This is a genomic window from Saccharolobus shibatae B12 (assembly GCF_019175345.1).
Lineage (GTDB): Archaea > Thermoproteota > Thermoprotei_A > Sulfolobales > Sulfolobaceae > Saccharolobus > Saccharolobus shibatae.
In genome coordinates this window covers 2,571,244-2,587,695 of record NZ_CP077717.1, presented here as the reverse complement: position 1 = coordinate 2,587,695, position 16,452 = coordinate 2,571,244, and the positions used below count along the sequence as shown (strand labels likewise).

Annotated in this window: 18 protein-coding genes; 14 read left to right on the top strand and 4 right to left on the bottom strand. The window is 35.9% G+C overall.

The genetic code is table 11. The features are described 5' to 3' along the window. Positions 1 to 22 precede the first annotated feature (22 nt). A complete protein-coding gene (locus tag J5U23_RS13760) occupies positions 23 to 334 on the bottom strand; it encodes a hypothetical protein (RefSeq protein WP_218266431.1) in 312 nt (103 codons plus the stop codon). 34 nt (positions 335 to 368) lie between these two features. Between J5U23_RS13760 and pgsA the strand changes: the two genes are divergently transcribed. Beyond that, positions 369 to 956 carry an archaetidylinositol phosphate synthase gene (pgsA, locus tag J5U23_RS13755; protein ID WP_218266430.1) on the top strand — a complete coding sequence of 196 codons (588 nt, stop codon included), beginning with the start codon at positions 369 to 371 and terminating at the stop codon, positions 954 to 956. Here pgsA and priL read toward each other — a convergent pair. Next, on the bottom strand, positions 935 to 1,858 hold the full coding sequence (priL, locus tag J5U23_RS13750; protein WP_218258695.1) for a DNA primase regulatory subunit PriL: 924 nt from the start codon (positions 1,856 to 1,858) through the stop codon (positions 935 to 937). The two genes, pgsA and priL, sit on opposite strands and share 22 nt — an antisense overlap. Positions 1,859 to 1,883: 25 nt before the next feature. On the opposite strand from priL, the gene metG reads away from it, so the two are divergent. Next, positions 1,884 to 3,641 carry a methionine--tRNA ligase gene (gene metG / locus J5U23_RS13745; protein ID WP_218266429.1) on the top strand — a complete coding sequence of 586 codons (1,758 nt, stop codon included), beginning with the start codon at positions 1,884 to 1,886 and terminating at the stop codon, positions 3,639 to 3,641. Here the strand turns inward: metG and J5U23_RS13740 are convergent. Next, positions 3,630 to 5,735 (bottom strand): V-type ATP synthase subunit I, encoded by a 2,106-nt coding sequence (locus J5U23_RS13740; protein ID WP_218258693.1) that lies wholly within the window; start codon positions 5,733 to 5,735, stop codon positions 3,630 to 3,632. The two genes, metG and J5U23_RS13740, sit on opposite strands and share 12 nt — an antisense overlap. A gap of 74 nt (positions 5,736 to 5,809) precedes the next feature. Between J5U23_RS13740 and J5U23_RS13735 the strand changes: the two genes are divergently transcribed. The 12 genes from J5U23_RS13735 to J5U23_RS13680 all read left to right on the top strand — a co-directional run bounded on the left by J5U23_RS13735 (position 5,810) and on the right by J5U23_RS13680 (position 16,017). Continuing rightward, positions 5,810 to 6,112, top strand: a complete 303-nt coding sequence (locus J5U23_RS13735) for a V-type ATP synthase subunit F (protein ID WP_218258692.1) — start codon at positions 5,810 to 5,812, stop codon at positions 6,110 to 6,112. 5 nt (positions 6,113 to 6,117) lie between these two features. Next, complete coding sequence (locus J5U23_RS13730) at positions 6,118 to 6,702, top strand: V-type ATP synthase subunit E (protein WP_218266428.1); 585 nt, start codon at positions 6,118 to 6,120, stop codon at positions 6,700 to 6,702. Positions 6,703 to 6,704: 2 nt separating this feature from the next. After that, the gene (locus tag J5U23_RS13725; protein WP_218258690.1) at positions 6,705 to 8,483 is read left to right on the top strand and encodes an ATP synthase subunit A; all 1,779 of its coding nucleotides are present in this window, start codon (positions 6,705 to 6,707) and stop codon (positions 8,481 to 8,483) included. Continuing rightward, complete coding sequence (locus J5U23_RS13720) at positions 8,483 to 9,874, top strand: ATP synthase subunit B (protein WP_012711558.1); 1,392 nt, start codon at positions 8,483 to 8,485, stop codon at positions 9,872 to 9,874. The genes J5U23_RS13725 and J5U23_RS13720 overlap by 1 nt, the downstream gene beginning before the upstream one ends. Continuing rightward, positions 9,871 to 10,512 carry a V-type ATP synthase subunit D gene (locus J5U23_RS13715; RefSeq protein WP_218258689.1) on the top strand — a complete coding sequence of 214 codons (642 nt, stop codon included), beginning with the start codon at positions 9,871 to 9,873 and terminating at the stop codon, positions 10,510 to 10,512. The genes J5U23_RS13720 and J5U23_RS13715 overlap by 4 nt, the downstream gene beginning before the upstream one ends. Next, positions 10,499 to 10,657, top strand: coding sequence for an ATPase (locus J5U23_RS13710; RefSeq protein ID WP_218258688.1), 159 nt, complete (start codon positions 10,499 to 10,501; stop codon positions 10,655 to 10,657). The genes J5U23_RS13715 and J5U23_RS13710 overlap by 14 nt, the downstream gene beginning before the upstream one ends. 20 nt (positions 10,658 to 10,677) lie before the next feature. After that, entirely contained in the window at positions 10,678 to 10,986 is a 309-nt protein-coding gene (locus tag J5U23_RS13705; protein ID WP_012718921.1) for an ATP synthase subunit c family protein, read from the top strand. Between the two features lie 44 nt (positions 10,987 to 11,030). Continuing rightward, positions 11,031 to 12,476 carry a proline--tRNA ligase gene (gene proS, locus J5U23_RS13700; RefSeq protein WP_218258687.1) on the top strand — a complete coding sequence of 482 codons (1,446 nt, stop codon included), beginning with the start codon at positions 11,031 to 11,033 and terminating at the stop codon, positions 12,474 to 12,476. Between the two features lie 34 nt (positions 12,477 to 12,510). Further along, entirely contained in the window at positions 12,511 to 12,798 is a 288-nt protein-coding gene (locus J5U23_RS13695; RefSeq protein ID WP_009991083.1) for a 30S ribosomal protein S26e, read from the top strand. A gap of 34 nt (positions 12,799 to 12,832) precedes the next feature. After that, positions 12,833 to 13,849, top strand: a complete 1,017-nt coding sequence (gene pdxS, locus J5U23_RS13690; RefSeq protein WP_218258686.1) for a pyridoxal 5'-phosphate synthase lyase subunit PdxS — start codon at positions 12,833 to 12,835, stop codon at positions 13,847 to 13,849. After that, positions 13,846 to 14,448, top strand: a complete 603-nt coding sequence (gene pdxT / locus J5U23_RS13685; protein ID WP_218258685.1) for a pyridoxal 5'-phosphate synthase glutaminase subunit PdxT — start codon at positions 13,846 to 13,848, stop codon at positions 14,446 to 14,448. Before pdxS ends, pdxT begins: the two co-directional genes overlap by 4 nt. A gap of 63 nt (positions 14,449 to 14,511) precedes the next feature. Further along, positions 14,512 to 16,017: a PINc/VapC family ATPase gene (locus J5U23_RS13680; protein WP_218260302.1), complete on the top strand. Its 1,506-nt coding sequence runs from the start codon at positions 14,512 to 14,514 to the stop codon at positions 16,015 to 16,017. On the opposite strand, the gene hjc is transcribed toward J5U23_RS13680, so the two are convergent. After that, on the bottom strand, positions 16,014 to 16,445 hold the full coding sequence (gene hjc / locus J5U23_RS13675; protein WP_218258684.1) for a Holliday junction resolvase Hjc: 432 nt from the start codon (positions 16,443 to 16,445) through the stop codon (positions 16,014 to 16,016). The genes J5U23_RS13680 and hjc overlap by 4 nt on opposite strands. Positions 16,446 to 16,452: the final 7 nt, after the last annotated feature.

The window sequence follows — 16,452 nt, the reverse complement described above, 5'->3', positions numbered from 1 at the left end:
CTCACTTCAAAATAATCCTATCTCATCCTAGATTTTTAATTTTTTTAATAGCTTCTTCTTTCCCTGCTTTCTTATCTGGCTTTAGGCTAGCATCGAATGGCATCTTAGTTAGTATGGGGATGATTTTTCCATCGTCAGTTTGAACCAATAATTGGGGAAGAAACGGCATATCAAATTCATCTTTTTCGCCGTAATCCGCTAGAAATGCGTAATCTTCCATCTTAACTTCCTTTTCTAAATTTAGTTCCTTTGAAAGCTCATCTAAAATTTCCATAAATACTTTGTGTAAGGGGTGGGATTCCGAGGTTACCAGAATCAATTTTTTAGCTGCCATCCCGTATCACTAGTTAAAAGGGTTTAAAATAGTAGTGGTTGTCATGTTAACCAGAATAAGAAGGCAAATAAAAAGAATAATAGAACCGTTAGCGAAAACATTAGCTAAATTTGGAATAAGCGCAAATTTTATTACGTTCCTAGGATTAATATTTGCAATCGTATACTACTTTGAAATTATGAGGACTAATACTGCACTAGGAATAGTTTTTTTGGTAATTTCGGCCATAATGGACGGAATAGATGGAGAATTAGCAAGAATATCAAATACTGCATCTCCCTTAGGGAGTTTCTTAGATTCCACATTGGATAGAATAGAGGACATTCTTTACATCTCTGCTTTTATATTCTTGGGATTTACCTCGTATCTCGTGGCAATAGCTGTTGGATTATCACTGACAATTTCATATATTAGAGCTAAGGCTGAATCACTTGGGTTAAAAATGGAGGGTAGAGGAATAATAGAGAGAGGCGAAAGAATAATATTTGTATTTATAATTCTCTTATTCTATATAATAGTTAGTAAACAGATTTCCTTATATGTATTTTATCTATTCTTGTTACTCACGGCAATCACAGTGATTCAGAGGCTCCACGCTGTCTATTCGTTACTAAGGAAGTAGAGCTGCAATGGATTTTTAACATTACAATTACTTACGCATAAACCTAATTGCTTCATCCTAGCACACGAATACACAATATACCTCGTCTCCTTATCTCCTCTATATTTCTTGTACAAGTCCTCGATGTTTGTAACGTTCCATTTTTTCATAATTGCTATTATGCTACTTAATCCTTTACCTATATTAATATAAAATGTAATTAAAGTCCTTATCTCCTCTTCGCTTAAGTTTTCCTTCCCTAAAATGTTTTCTATACATGGAGGAACAATTCCTTTCTTTTCTATTAAGCTCTTTAATTTTTCTGGTACTTCTTTAAGATTCAGTGGTTTTATCATTTCGACTACTTTATTCTTAATATTTTCAGCTATCAGATCAATTAGTTGATTTTTATCCAAATACACATATCCCTTATGTAATATCTGTTTACTCAGCTGCCAATCCTCCCTAAGACCCTTTGTATACTTCAGATAGTCTATAAAATTAACACAAAACTCCTTTTGTATTATCCTTCTCTTTTTCTCCAAAGAAAATTTTATCTGATCACATTTATTTATCTTCAGATCTAATAACTTACTAATTTCGAGTAAATTCTCCACATTCTCGTTTTGAAGTAAGGATTTGAATTGTTTAGCTTCAATGTGTGCATATTTTCTAATAAGCCCAGGATCATTTAATATTGCTAGAGAAAGTAATGTTGTGTAAAAAACGAGTACCGGTTCATTATAAGAGACGTAATGTGGAAGTCCCTCACCAGATTTAACTTTTTGTATCCTATCTTTGGCCTGGTCTATGAGTGTAGTGCTATTTAATAGTAAATCCGATAATGTAATTCCCCCTCCATATTTCTTAAGTTCATCTTCAAGACTTTTGATAAAAGGATACTTCTTGACGTCTAATACCATTTCCTTACTTAAATTATGTTTAGTTATGTTTAATAAAGACTTGCTCTTAACACAAAATATAATGAAAGTACTTGTTACATCTGCATGGCCATATGTAAATTCAGTACCGCATTTAGGGAACTTAATAGGTTCAATACTATCAGCAGACGTCTTCGCCAGATATGCAAGGCTAAAATATGGTAAAGAAAACGTGCTATTTGTAAGTGGAAGTGATGAGCATGGAACTCCAATAGAGATTGAAGCTATAAAGAGAAAGGTAAATCCAAAGGAGCTTACTGATCAAGCCCATGAATACGATAAGCATCTCTTTCTTAACGTTTGGAAAATAAGTTTTGATAACTACACCAGAACTGAGAGTGAGACACATAAGAAGTTCGTAAGGGAATTTTTACTAAAACTTACTAAATATGTTAAAGTATCTGAAGATGAGATACCATATTGTGAATATGACAAATTGTATCTACCAGATAGGTTTGTTAAAGGGACGTGTCCTTATTGTGGTTTTGAGGACGCTAGAGGCGATCAGTGTGACAATTGTGGTAAATTACTCACTCCAAGTTTACTTATAAATCCAAAATGTAGCATCTGTGGAAGAACGCCCGTATTTAAGAAGAGCAAACACTGGTTCTTTGATTTATCAGAATTTAATGAAAAGATAAGAAGTTGGATTAGTAGCTCTAATGAAATGCCAGATAATGTTAAGTCGGTTGCGTTAGGATGGGTTAGCGAAGGATTGAAACCTAGAAGTATCACAAGGGATAATAAATGGGGTATACCAGCACCTTTCTTAGGAGCTGAGGATAAATCAATTTATGTATGGTTTGAGGCTCTTTTGGGCTATATATCAGCTGTGATTGAGTATTTTGAAAAGAAGGGTGAAGTAGAAAAGTGGAAAGAGTACTGGTTTAGCAACGATATAAAAAGTTATTATTTCATAGGAAAAGATAATATCCCATTCCACGCTGTAATCCTTCCAGCTATGCTCATGGCTTCGGGTGAAGAATATCACTTGCCAGATGTGATAGCAGCTACGGAATATTTGTTATATGAGGGGCAAAAATTCAGTAAAAGTAGAAAAATAGGAGTATGGATTGACGAAGCACCAGAGCTAATGGACGTTGAATACTGGAGATTTGTCCTAATTAGATTAAGGCCGGAAGAGAAAGATACTAACTTCACCTGGAGAGAAACTGTTAGAATAGTAAATACCGAACTTAATGACGATATTGGAAATTACGTAAACAGAATACTTAGTATGCTAAATAGGTATTATAACGGGATTGTACCAGAGTTTAGGAGTGACGCTCTTGATGATAATGATAAGAAAATCATCAGCCTAATTAACGAGATTCCAAAAATTGTCGGAGATCTATTTGAGAAAGGTAAATTAAAGGCTGGAACTGAGGAAATGTTGAGATTAGTTAGAGAATGTAACGCGTACTTAAATTTGAAGGCTCCCTGGGATCTATATAAGGCGGGAAAAGAGGTAGAATTGAAGAACACTCTTTACATAGGTGTTAATTCAGTGAAAACGATAGCGATTTTACTATATCCGCTAATGCCATCTTATGCTCAGGAAATATACAATATGCTAAATATGGGAAATATTGAGCATGAGAAATGGGATATTGCTTCAAAGTTATCAATTAACTATGGCCATAAGATAGGGAAAGTTAAAGTACTTTTCAAGAAACTTGAACCAGAATTTGAGTCTAAGATTAAAGACAAGCTAGAAAAAATAAGAAAGGATATAGAAAAAATGAGACCTACCTTACTCAAGTGAGACATAAGCCATAACTGGCTCGAATTTTCTTCCTCTACCTTCATAGAACTTACTGAACATCTCGTAGAAATGAAGCCTTAAATCTTGTATGAATACTACCAACCCTTCTAAACCTATTGCTAACAAGTTTCCTATAATCAGTATAACTATTGCTATGGGATTCAGTAGGACTCCTATGGTAGTTGTGGATGGTGCAACTAGATAGGCCATATAGGAGAATGCGTACAGTATATAATAGTGCGATAAAGCGAAAACTAAGACTCTTATAAATGAAATGGTATTGGACAGTAATAGTAGGGCTCCTTCAAATCCACCTTCTATGAAACCCATGGCAATCGCAGAACCCCATGTCGCATTATCATGCCTTTTAACTAAAATTGCATGAGCAACCCAGTTATATAACAGTGCAAATGACGTCCACCAAACTATTCCATAACCTACTATATTTTCACTAAAGGATTTCATAAGAACAGCGTTAAGTATTTGGCCCAGTATCTGTTGATCCACTATAAAGAAATTGGCTGGATCTGTTATACCGTACATGAAGATGAATATTGGAACAACGTATAGTAAGAATAGTGGAAGTTTTTCTAAGAACAAGAATTCTGAATCTTTCTTTCTGATAGCATCTATAATACCTAGTAAGGAGCTTACAAATAGTGCGATAGCACCCAGTAATACTGAGAATATCATGGTATTTTCTATACTAACACTAGTACTATACTCACCAAAGGGTAAGAGGAACTTTATCGCTTCAGACACGCTTGCTGGAATTGGCCACAAGTTGTAAAGAGGCCCAGCACTATAGTTCCCATTATTTAATATCTCCCTTAATCCACCTACTGGCAATGGACCAAAGAAATCTCTTGCTAACAGACCCGTTATCATTGCAACTATACTCGAGTATATTAGAATAATAGATAATTTAGGAATATTCTCACTACCTCTTTTCTTTCCATATCTATAGAACCATATTGAGAATAGCAATAGAACTAAAGCGTTTCCAAAATCAGGGAACATTAGTCCAAATAATATCGGGAAAGTGAAAACAAGAAAGACTATTGGCGAGATTTCCCAATAGGACGGTGAACCATATATTTCTACTAAAGATTCTAAAACCTTTATTGACTTCGGTAATTCGACTAGTGTTGGTGGTTCCTCCTTTTCACCATATCTCCTAGGTCTTATATAATCCACATGTGCAAGATCCTTCATTTCATTTTGTACTCTTTTAATATATTTTTCAGGAAGATAACCTTCTATTTGTAAGTAATACTCAGAGATTCTAGCTTTATTCATGATATTTAACGCGTCTCGAACTGTGAGCAATTTACCGTATACATTTTTAATATAATTCTCCTCAGTCTTCACTTTCTTTGCCAATTCTTCTCTTGTTCTTTCCAAAATAGTATTTATCTGGTTTATTCTTTCTGAAATCTCATTATAGAGCTGAAAGGGAGACTTTCCTTCTTGCAGCTCATATTTCCTGACTCCAGCCTCTCTTAATTTCTTTTCTATATCTGCATTCTTCTCGGTAATAATCAGCACAGTATATTTTCCTTCTTCAAATCTCGTGTAATATGCGAAACCGGAATCACCTATTATTTGACCGATAAGCCTTAACTTATCCTCGCTAACTTGAGCTAATATTACATCAAATAACTCTAAGGAGTATAATTTGGATAACTCTACTGTTATTGACTTAATCGGTTCCAGCTCTTTTAACTGTTGCTGATACAGATCCTTTTCTGCTCTTAGCCTACCTATCTCCTCCAATAGTTCCTTGTATCTTTCTTCTAATTTCGACGCTTCTTCACTGACATCTTGTGCAGCCTTAATCCAGTTAACTACTTTTATGCTTCCTAATGGCTCTATTACTAATCCTCCTAACTCCATGATTATTTTTAATTTGCTTACGTGATCTTGGACTGCAGTAATTAGTCTTCTAGCATCTTCTATTCTCTCATTACTTAATGGATAAAGGGGATCCTCTGGTTGAAACATACCAAGCTTTAGAAGTTTAGTTACAATAGGGTCTATAGCGGACTTATCAGAAATTATTTGTAATCTGACCATATTCTCTGGTAATAGCACTTTAATTACCTCGGGATATGTATTAGTAGGTCACTTATAAGTATTTAATCTCTGTTATTTAGAATTAATTCGCAATGGGTAAAGTGTTTGTTGTGGGAGACAAGTACACGGTTTCTCTCTTTAGAATGATTGGAACTGAAGGGGATTTCATAGATGACCCTTACAACTTGCCCGATCTCATTTCTAAATTAAAGAAAAGAGAGGATATAGATCTAATATTGATAACTAAAGATATGTATGAGCCTATAAAGGAAAAAATCGATCCAATTATTGTAGATCAAAGAAAACCTTTAATAACAATTATTCCTTCTCCGTTTAGTGAATCCAAACCATTAGACGTAAGGAAGATGATAATGAAAGCGTTAGGTTTCGGGTGAAATAAATGGATTTTGAACAGTTATTAGATAAATCCCTAAACAAAGTTAGGGAAGAAATAAAAACGGAATTAAGTAAAAGCCTAGATGAAGCAATAAAGCTACTCAATGAAGGTCATACTAAGATAATACAGGAGTATACGCAAAGGATAAATGAATTAATTGCTAAAACTAAGGAAGAAATTGAAGGAGAAAAAGCTAGATTAGAGGTAGAGAATAAGCGAACATTATTGGTTGAGAAGGAGTACTGGATAAATAAGGTTTATGAAAGAGTCTTGGAAAAAATTGGAGAAGTAGTTAAAACTAAAGAGTACAAGGATGCAATACAAAGTATACTAAATAAAGAGATCAAAGAGATGGAAGGAGAGAAAATTACAGTATACTGTTCTCCAAATGATAAATCGACAGTAGAAAAAGTTGTAGGCAATAATAAAAACGTAACCATCAAGACTGATGATAAAATGCTTGGTGGAATAAGAATATATTATGAAGGAAGCGGATTAACAAGAGATTTTTCATTAAAGCTTATCTTAGACCAAGTTTTTGATAGTATGAGGGGAAAGATTTCAGACATGTTGTTTGGAGGTAAGTAAAAATGAATAATGGAAGAATTGTTAGGATAAATGGTCCGTTAGTTGTAGCAGATAATATGAAAAATGCACAGATGTATGAAGTAGTAGAAGTTGGAGAACCTAGATTAATAGGAGAGATTACTAGAATAGAAGGAGATAGAGCATTCATACAAGTTTATGAAGATACCAGCGGAATAAAACCAAATGAGCCCGTATATAGGACAGGGGCACCGCTATCAATAGAGCTGGGTCCGGGCTTAATGGGAAAAATATTTGATGGGTTACAAAGACCATTAGATTCAATCAAAGAGCTTACAAAATCTCCTTTCATAGCTAGAGGTATAAAAGTTCCATCAGTTGACAGAAAAACTAAATGGCACTTTATACCCAAAGTTAAAAAAGGAGATAAGATTGAAGGTGGAGATATAATAGGAATTGTAAACGAAACTCCACTAGTAGAGCACAGAATTTTAGTTCCTCCTTATGTTCACGGCACCCTAAAGGAAATCGTTGCAGAGGGAGATTATACAGTTGAAGATCCCATAGCAGTTGTTGACATGAATGGTGATGAGGTACCAATAAAGTTAATGCAAAAATGGCCAGTTAGAATTCCTAGACCATTCAAAGAGAAGTTAGAGCCAACTGAGCCACTGTTAACTGGAACCAGAGTACTGGATACGATATTTCCAATAGCCAAAGGAGGTACAGCAGCGATACCTGGACCTTTCGGAAGTGGAAAAACAGTTACATTACAGAGTTTGGCTAAGTGGAGCGCTGCAAAAATAGTGATTTATGTAGGATGTGGAGAGAGAGGAAACGAGATGACAGATGAGTTAAGACAGTTCCCAAGTCTTAAGGATCCTTGGACTGGAAGACCATTGTTAGAAAGAACAATATTAGTTGCTAATACAAGCAATATGCCAGTAGCGGCAAGGGAAGCAAGCATATATGTAGGTATAACTATGGCGGAGTATTTCAGAGATCAAGGGTATGATACATTGCTAGTTGCAGATTCAACTTCAAGATGGGCTGAAGCTCTAAGAGATTTAGGAGGAAGAATGGAAGAAATGCCGGCAGAAGAGGGATTCCCAAGTTATTTACCCTCAAGACTTGCGGAATATTATGAGAGAGCTGGAAGAGTCAAAACAGTAGGAAAACCAGAAAGGTTTGGTTCAGTTACCGTTGCCTCTGCAGTTTCTCCACCTGGCGGAGATTTCACAGAACCAGTTACGAGTCAGACGCTGAGATTCGTAAAAGTATTCTGGCCTTTAGATGTATCATTAGCACAAGCTAGACACTACCCTGCAATTAACTGGCTTCAAGGATTCTCAGCATATGTTGACTTAGTCGCGAATTGGTGGAACACAAACGTGGATCCGAAATGGAGAGAAATGAGGGACATGATGGTAAGAACATTAATTAGAGAAGACGAGTTAAGACAGATAGTAAGATTAGTAGGACCAGAATCTCTAGCAGAAAAGGATAAATTAGTACTCGAGACAGCAAGGTTGATCAAAGAGGCTTTCTTAAAGCAAAACGCCTATGATGATATAGATGCATTCTCATCTCCACAGAAACAAGCTAGAATAATGAGATTAATTTACTTATTCAACACACATGCTTCTAGATTAGTTGAAAGAGGAATTCCTACAAAGAAAATAGTAGATAGTATGGGACAACTCTTACCAGAAATTATCAGATCAAAGGCAGCAATCAAAAATGATGAATTAAATAAGTATGATGAGTTAGAGAGAAAATTAATTAGCGTCTTTGAGAATTTGGAAAAGGAGGCTGGTACTTAATGTTAAGCGTAAGGGAATTTTCGAACATATCAATGATTAAAGGCCCTCTAATATATGTTCAAGGAGTAACAGATGCGTCATATAATGAGCTAGTGGAAATTGAGATGCCGAATGGTGAAAAACGAAGAGGATTAGTTATAGACTCTCAAATGGGTATAGCAATAGTACAAGTTTTTGAAGGAACAACTGGCGTTTCGCCTACAGGTACTAAGATAAGGATGTTAGGAAGAGGCTTAGAGGTAAAGATCTCAGAGGAAATGCTAGGACGTATATTCAACCCATTAGGTGATTCATTGGACAATGGACCACCAGTGATTAAAGGAGAAAAGAGAGATATAAACGGATCACCGCTAAATCCCGCAGCAAGAGAATATCCAGAAGAGTTTATACAAACTGGAATATCAGCAATAGATGGACTAAACGCGTTATTGAGAGGACAAAAATTACCAATATTTAGCGGCAGTGGATTACCAGCAAATATGTTAGCCGCACAGATAGCCAAACAGGCAACTGTAAGGGGAGAGGAAAGTAACTTCGCAGTAGTCTTTGCCGCAATTGGAGCTAGATACGATGACGCATTATTCTTCCGTAAGTTCTTTGAGGAGACTGGCGCTATTAATAGGGTTGCGATGATAGTAAGTTTAGCGAATGAACCACCAGTAATGAAAACATTAACGCCAAAGACTGCATTGACGTTGGCGGAATACTTAGCTTTCGAGCAAGATATGCACGTCTTAGCAATATTAATTGATATGACAAATTACTGTGAAGCTTTAAGAGAAATTAGCGCTGCAAGAGAGGAAGTACCAGGTAGAGGTGGATATCCCGGTTATATGTATACTGATCTAGCTACGATCTATGAGAGAGCAGGAAAGGTGCTAGGAAAGAAGGGCTCAATCACGCAAATGCCCATATTAACTATGCCTAACGATGATATAACGCATCCAATTCCGGACTTAACAGGTTATATAACTGAAGGACAAATAGTTCTTGATAGAGCTTTATATAACAAGGGTATTTATCCACCTATTAACGTTTTAATGAGTCTATCAAGACTAGCGAAAGATGGAATTGGAGAAGGAAAAACTAGGGACGATCATAAGGATGTCTCAAATCAGCTATTTGCCTCATATGCAAGGGCGGTAGATACTAGAGGACTAGCTGCAATAATAGGCGAGGATTCATTGTCTGAGGTGGATAGGAAATATTTACTATTTGGTGAACTTTTCGAGAGGAAGTTCGTTAGTCAAGGATTTAACGAAAATAGAGATATAGAAACCACATTGGATATTGGTTGGGAGATTCTATCAGTTTTACCAGAATCTGAGTTAACAAACATAAAGACGCAGTACATAAAGAAATATCATCCAAACTATAGGGGTAAGAAATGAGTCAAAAAGTTTTACCAACTAAGATAAATTTGATACAATTCAGAAGACAACTAAGACTTATTACAGTTATAAAGAGATTATTGGAAAATAAGAGAGAAGTCTTGCTTCTTTACTTAAGAACCTATGCTTCTGAGTACGAAAAAATTTACAATGAAGTAAATGAGGAGATGAAGAAAGTATATGAAAGCTATTTACAAGCAGTAGCATCAGAAGGAATTTCTAACATAGAGGAAATAGCTCTTTCACAAAAACCTAGCTTGGAGGTTAGTAGTGCGATAAAAGTAATTTTTGGAGTAAAGGTTCCGACGATAAAATTAGACAAATCCACAATTCCCCCAAAGCCTTTCAGCGATGTTGAAACATCACCCTATTTATCTGAATCTTATGAAGAGATGACTGAAGCCTTGAACAAGATTATTGAGTTAGTTGAATTAGAGTCAACGATAAGATCATTAGTTTCCGAGTTAAGAAAAACTCAGAGACTTATCAACTCAATAGATAATTATATATTACCATTTTATAGAGGATCTATTAAATTCATTAAGCAGATTTTAGAAGATAGACAGAGGGAAGAATTCTCAAGACTTAAAATTATAAGAAGAATATTACAGAGGAGGAGGGAAAGTGGATCAGAATAAATATTTACAAATTTTAAGAAGCTCCCTTGAGGAGAAGAAAAGTGAAATTTTAAAGAATGTAAATGCAGAGTATGAAAAACTGTTAAAAAATAGGCTTAATCAGTTAGATGAAGTAAAAAGAAAGGTTTTAAAGGAATTGTCATAATAGTTTTCTGGGACTTAACTATGAAGAGAGCAAGTTTGATCCTATCCGTTCTGTTACCGATATTAATAAGCAGTGTAATAGCAGGGGCACAGGCACCATCAGATACTGCTCAAGGATTTGCTGGCATTAACATAGGTGCTGGATTAGCAGTAGGATTGGCTGCAATAGGTGCTGGAATAGCAGTAGGTATGGCTGCGGCGGCTGGAGTAGGTGTGCTAACAGAAAGAAGAGATATGTTCGGTACAGTTCTAATTTTCGTAGCTATTGGTGAAGGAATAGCAGTATACGGAATCTTGTTCGCTGTGCTGATGCTGTTCGGTAAGTTCTAAAATAAAGGTTAAAGTTTTTTATCTCCTTATGTTTTTTCCTTTTTGTGCAGATAACTAGAGAGAAGTGGTCGAAAAACTTTAGTGAGTGGTTTGACTGGGTCTTAAGAGAAGGAGAGTTTTACGATTATGGAAGATATCCAGTAAAAGGTATGGGAGTATGGATGTCATATGGATTTAAGTTAAGACAAAATATAATTAGTATTATTAGAAATCTTCTGGACTCTACTGGTCATGAGGAGGTATTATTTCCACTTTTAATCCCAGAAGATTTGCTAAGGAGAGAAAGCACACATATTAAAGGATTTGAAGAAGAAGTATTCTGGGTAACAAAAGGAGGAAGCGAGGATTTAGACGTTAAACTCGCGCTAAGACCAACTAGTGAAGTTGCGATAACTACGATGGAAAACTTATGGTTGAAAAGTTACAAGCAATTGCCTAAGAAATATTACCAAATTGTTAGCGTCTTTAGATATGAGACTAAGGCTACAAGACCAATGATAAGGCTAAGAGAGATTACAACTTTTAAAGAAGCCCACACGGTTCATGAAACGTATGATGACGCACAGAGACAAGTAGAAGAGGCAATAGAAATTTATAAGAAGATTTTTGATAACCTCGCAATCCCTTACGTCCTTTCTGAAAGACCAGAGTGGGATAGGTTTGCAGGTGCCTTACACACTTACGCTTTTGATACAATTATGCCAGATGGTAAAGTAATGCAAATAGGAACAGTACACCACTTAGGTCAAAACTTTAGTAGGGCATTAGATTTTAAGATTCAGAAAAAAGATGGTAGTTTGGATTATCCACATCAAACAAGCTACGGTATTTCAGACAGGGCAATAGCTTCAGTAATTGCAATACATGGAGATGATCATGGACCAGTTTTGCCTCCTTCAGTAGCTCCAATTAAAGTAGTAGTAGTACCAATTCCTGCAAAAAATGAAGAGGGAACCCAACAAGTAATGAAGTACTCAATAGAGATCTGTGAAATGTTAAACAAGAACAATATAACTTGTGTAACTGATCAAGACACCGAAAAAACGCCTGGGGAGAAGTTCTATATTTGGGAAATTAAAGGAATTCCTATTAGATTAGAAATAGGTCCTAGAGAACTCGCCTCTAGTACAGTATTTATAAAGAGAAGAGATAATCTTAAGTCATATACAGTGAAGAAAGAGGAAGTCGTCAATAAAGTTAAGGAAGTTCTAAATGAAATACAAGAGGACTTAAGAAAAAGAGCTTGGGAGGGCCTAAAATCTAGAATTGAATATGCTAATGATATTGAAAAAGCTAAAAACATTCTGGAAAATAACTCAGGTATTGTAGAGGTTCCTTGGTGCGGAAGTAACGAGTGTGGCTTAAAAATTGAGGAACTTACCAATGCAAGAGTACTAGGTTATCCAATAGAGGATAGAAAAGTTAATGACAAGTGTGTAATTTGTAAAATGAACGCAAAAACAGTTCTAAGGGTTGCAAAAACTTATTAGAGATTAAATACTGTGAATTAAATAGGGTGTAAAATTGCCAAAGAAGAGAGAGAACAGAGGAAGAAGAAAAGGAGATAAGGGACATGTTGGTTATATAAGTTGTGATCAATGTGGTGCTAGAGTACCAGAGGATAAGGCAGTATGTGTGACGAAAATGTACAGCCCAGTAGACGCTTCACTAGCATCTGAGTTAGAAAAGAAGGGTGCAATAATTGCTAGATATCCGGTGACTAAGTGCTATTGTGTGAACTGTGCGGTATTTCTGGGAATTATTAAAATAAGGGCAGAAAATGAGAGAAAACAGAAAGCCCGTTTAAGATAGTCTTTTAAACCTTTGGATCAAATTATGTGATGAAATGAGACTTTATGAGTTATCTTTCGCACAAATTGAAGATTTTTTCTACAAACTGGCAGAAGTTAAAGATATTATAAAGGATAATGGTCTAATGGAATTTCTACCAGAATTAAAGAAATTGGATTCAACAATCCAAACGGGAACTACTAGAGTGAAGCACGCATTTCCGATCTTTCAAAAAGGAGGAGTTGTAATGGATATTACAAATGTTCAGCAAGCTCAGATAGCAGAAGAAGCAGGCGCTGTTGCCGTAATGGTTTTAGACAAATTACCCTATGATGTTAGAAAATCTGGTGGAGTTGCAAGAATGGCGGATCCTAAGATAATTGAGGAGGTAATGAATTCAATAACAATACCAGTAATGGCAAAGGTAAGAATAGGCCATTATTACGAGGCTAAGCTACTAGAAGCGTTAGGCGTTGATATGATAGATGAAAGTGAAGTCTTAACACCAGCTGACGAGGAACATCATATAAATAAATGGGAGTTTAGCGTGCCCTTTGTCAATGGGGCTAGAAACCTAGGAGAGGCATTAAGAAGAACAGCGGAAGGAGCATCCATGATAAGAACTAAAGGTGAAGCAGGGACTGGAAATGTCAGTGAGGCAGTAAAACACATGAAGATAATAAATAGTGAGATAAGAAGCTTGATAAGTATGTCGGAGGAAGATAGAGTCAAAAAGGCAAGGGAATATCAAGTTCCTTACCAGCTAGTTGAGCTTACTGCGAAAATTAAGAGACTACCAATTGTTAACTTTGCTGCCGGAGGTATAGCGACACCGGCTGATGCTGCACTTATGATGTGGTTGGGTGCTGATGGATTATTTGTTGGTTCTGGTATATTTAAGAGCCAAGATCCAGATGAAAGAGCTAAAGCAGTAGTACTAGCAGCAGCTTGCTGGGAATATCCAGAAATCGTATTGGAAGCTCAGAAAATGATAAGTGAGCAGAAGAGTATGATGGGAATTGATATAAAATCTTTAAAACCCGAAGAATTGTTACAAGTGAGAGGATTATGAAGATAGGTATAATAGCTTATCAAGGGAGCTTTGAAGAACATTACCTACAGTTAAAGAGGGCCTTTGACAAGTTGTCAATAAATGGCGAAATAACTCCAGTAAAGATTCCTAAAGATCTAAAGGATATCGACGGAGTAATAATACCTGGAGGAGAAAGTACAACAATAGGCCTAGTAGCTAAAAGGCTAGGGATACTAGATGAATTGAAAGAGAAGATCACGTCCGGTTTACCAGTTATGGGAACATGTGCAGGTGCCATAATGCTAGCGAAGGAAGTTAGTGACGCTAAAGTAGGTAAGACCTCACAACCACTAATTGGCGCAATGAATATTAGTATAATTAGAAATTATTATGGAAGACAAAGAGAAAGTTTTGAGGCAATCATCGACTTGTCTAAAATAGGTAAGGGCAAAGCAAATGTTGTATTCATTAGAGCTCCCGCAATAACTAAAGTATGGGGAAAGGCTCAAAGCTTGGCTGAGTTAAACGGTGTAACTGTTTTGGCTGAAGAAAATAATATCCTAGCTACTACGTTTCACCCAGAATTATCTGATACAACTTCGATACACGAATACTTCTTACATCTAGTTAAAGGGTAATCTTTTATTTTTTACAATATATACTTCAATTGAAAAGTGGGGATAAGGATTTTGAATGATCTGATGTTAGATAAAAGTGCTTTGCTGTTTGGAGTTTCGAAATATCTTGAGAAGGGAATAATAACTGGCAATGTTCTAATTCACAAATCTCTCTTGGCTGAACTTGAAAGAGAGAGCAATGATGGTTTAGTTAGTGCTGAAATAGCACTTGATGAAGTGAAGAAGTTAAAAGATATAACAGAAAGAATCCTAGTTAATTTTGAAATAGTTGGTGATGATTCGAAAAAAGGAGAAGCTAATGAGTTGTCACGCGAATATTGTCTAGAGAAAGGTTGTATAATTGTAACTGCGGATGAGACCCAGAAAAAGATTTGCGATGCAATGGGAGTACAGTATAACTTTTTACAGCCGTTGGAGCAAGGTTTATCATTTGAAAGTTTCTTTGACGACGAAACAATGAGTCTGCACATAAAAGAGGATACTGTTCCAAGGGCTAAGAAGGGCAAACCAGGGAATTGGAAATTTGTAAATCTTTCGGATAAACCCATGTTATCAACTGACGTGAGAATGATAGCTAACGAGATAATAAACGCTGTCAGACTCATAAAAGGCTCCTTTATAGAAATTGAGAGAAAAGGCTCTCTTATTATCCAATTAGGCAACTACAGAGTAGTAATAACTAGACCACCCTTAAGTGATGGATGGGAAATAACTATTACTAGACCAGTAGTTAGGAAAAGATTAGAGGATTATAATTTAGATGAACGATTAATAAAGAGGTTAGAAGAAAGAGCAGAGGGCATAATTATAGCAGGAGCGCCTGGTATGGGAAAAACAACATTTGCACAAGCATTAGCTGAATACTATATGAGGTTAGGAAAGATAGTGAAAACCATAGAATCTCCCAGAGATATGCACTTACCTCCCGAGATAACACAATATTCTAAAAATTACGCTGAAATTGGAGAGCTTCATGATATTTTACTATTGAGTAGGCCTGACTATACAGTATATGATGAGATGAGAAATGACGAGGATTTTAAACTTTATGTTGATCTTCGTCTTGCGGGCGTAGGAATGGTAGGTGTTGTTCATGCCACCTCACCTATTGACGCTATACATAGATTTGTAAACAGAGTAGATATAGGTACAATACCGAATATCTTAGATACTATAATATTCATAAATTCTGGAAATGTAAGCAAAGTTTACACTTTAGAAATAACAGTTAAAGTACCAGCGGGATTAAAGGAAGCTGATCTTGCAAGACCAGTTGTTGAAATAAAAGACTTGGCTACCGGAAATACTGAGTATGAGATCTATGTATTCGGTGAACAGACCATGATAGTACCGGTGAATAGAGGAATAACAATGAGTAATATGGAATTTAAAATATCGAAAATTGTTAATAATATAATACCCAATGCCACAGTGAAGTATGAGGATGGAGAGTACGTTATAGTAATTCCGAAAGAGGAAATAGGAAAATACAACAGGAAACTAGTACAGCGACTAAAGAGACTTGAGAAGAAGAACAATATAAAGATAAAGATAAAACTATCCGATTAGAGAAAATTATCCAGCGTTTTGCTCACTTTTGCTTCTACTAATCTTACCAAATCTTCTAGATCTAACCCTTCTATCTCAGAGTCGGCAACATAATTCCCAGTTTCAGTCCTTCTTAATTTATCAAATGGTATGAACTTCAAAACACCAGGCTTCTTAACTCCTAAAAATAAAGTCCCACCACTTTTTCTTGCAAACTCCATAATACCTTCAGCTTGCTCCCTTCTAACGTAAATTTTTCCTTCTTTATCTTTTCTACTCTTCATTTCAATTAGGATAATAACACCACTCTTTAAGGCGATAATATCCGGTATAGGGTCTTTTCTCTTACTTCCACTCGCTGGTGCTCTTACCACAGCAAAACCCTTATCCCTTAACTTACCTACGATATTTCTTTCTACTTCAGAACCTTTCCTCTTTTTAGTGTTCATAAGGTAT

What these genes read in the sequence shown, in the direction of transcription:
- J5U23_RS13735 (WP_218258692.1), top strand. Translation starts at nt 5,810, where the DNA reads ATGGGTAAAGTGTTTGTTGTGGGAGACAAGTACACGGTTTCTCTCTTT.
- J5U23_RS13715 (WP_218258689.1), top strand. Translation starts at nt 9,871, where the DNA reads ATGAGTCAAAAAGTTTTACCAACTAAGATAAATTTGATACAATTCAGA.
- priL (WP_218258695.1), bottom strand. Translation starts at nt 1,858, where the DNA reads ATGGTATTAGACGTCAAGAAGTATCCTTTTATCAAAAGTCTTGAAGAT.
- J5U23_RS13725 (WP_218258690.1), top strand. Translation starts at nt 6,705, where the DNA reads ATGAATAATGGAAGAATTGTTAGGATAAATGGTCCGTTAGTTGTAGCA.
- J5U23_RS13720 (WP_012711558.1), top strand. Translation starts at nt 8,483, where the DNA reads ATGTTAAGCGTAAGGGAATTTTCGAACATATCAATGATTAAAGGCCCT.
- J5U23_RS13680 (WP_218260302.1), top strand. Translation starts at nt 14,512, where the DNA reads ATGTTAGATAAAAGTGCTTTGCTGTTTGGAGTTTCGAAATATCTTGAG.
- hjc (WP_218258684.1), bottom strand. Translation starts at nt 16,445, where the DNA reads ATGAACACTAAAAAGAGGAAAGGTTCTGAAGTAGAAAGAAATATCGTA.
- J5U23_RS13705 (WP_012718921.1), top strand. Translation starts at nt 10,678, where the DNA reads ATGAAGAGAGCAAGTTTGATCCTATCCGTTCTGTTACCGATATTAATA.
- J5U23_RS13730 (WP_218266428.1), top strand. Translation starts at nt 6,118, where the DNA reads ATGGATTTTGAACAGTTATTAGATAAATCCCTAAACAAAGTTAGGGAA.
- J5U23_RS13760 (WP_218266431.1), bottom strand. Translation starts at nt 334, where the DNA reads ATGGCAGCTAAAAAATTGATTCTGGTAACCTCGGAATCCCACCCCTTA.
- pdxT (WP_218258685.1), top strand. Translation starts at nt 13,846, where the DNA reads ATGAAGATAGGTATAATAGCTTATCAAGGGAGCTTTGAAGAACATTAC.
- metG (WP_218266429.1), top strand. Translation starts at nt 1,884, where the DNA reads ATGTTTAATAAAGACTTGCTCTTAACACAAAATATAATGAAAGTACTT.
- pdxS (WP_218258686.1), top strand. Translation starts at nt 12,833, where the DNA reads ATGAGACTTTATGAGTTATCTTTCGCACAAATTGAAGATTTTTTCTAC.